This window comes from Kocuria sp. ICS0012 (genome assembly GCF_001665945.1).
Classification (GTDB): Bacteria; Actinomycetota; Actinomycetes; order Actinomycetales; family Micrococcaceae; genus Kocuria; species Kocuria marina.
On the sequence record NZ_LZMM01000035.1, the window covers coordinates 1 to 531 of the forward strand.

General features: G+C 68.5%; 1 pseudogene. It reads left to right on the plus strand.

Features of this window, described 5'->3' with window-relative positions:
• Window positions 1-65: 65 nt before the first annotated feature.
• Window positions 66-531 (plus strand): annotated as a pseudogene (locus tag A5728_RS13465) (transposase); the annotation flags it as partial.

Below are 531 nucleotides of genomic sequence, written 5' to 3' on the forward strand. Positions count from 1 at the left end.
TAGGTCCGGTGGTTCTGGGAGTCGTCCTGTCGCCCGTGGTTGCGGGCAGGGAGACTGGTCAGATCATGTCGAACAGCAGGAAGCGTCACACCCCGGAGCAGGTCGTCCGCAAGCTCGGGCAGGCCGACAGGATGCTCACCGGCGGCAGCGACATCGCCGCGGTGTGTCGGGAGCTTGGGGTATCCGAGCAGGAGTATTACCGGTGGCGTAACCAGTACGGCGGACTGAAGGCCGACGACGCGAAGCGCCTCAAGGAGCTGGAGAAGGCCGCGTTCAAGGCGCTGGCCGAGGGAAACTTCTAGGCCCGGGCAGGCGCCGCGCTGCCGTCTCGCACCTGATCAGGGCACTGCAGGTGAGCGAGTGGATGGCGTGCCGTCTGGCCGGGCTGAGCCGGTCCGCGTACCGTCGCCGGCTCAAGGGCGACACGGTCGCCGACCCTGATCGGGCGTTGCGAGACTGGCTGCGCGCGTGGGCGAAGAAGCATCCCCGCTACGGGTACCGGCGGGCGTATCACGACGCCCGGGGTGAGGG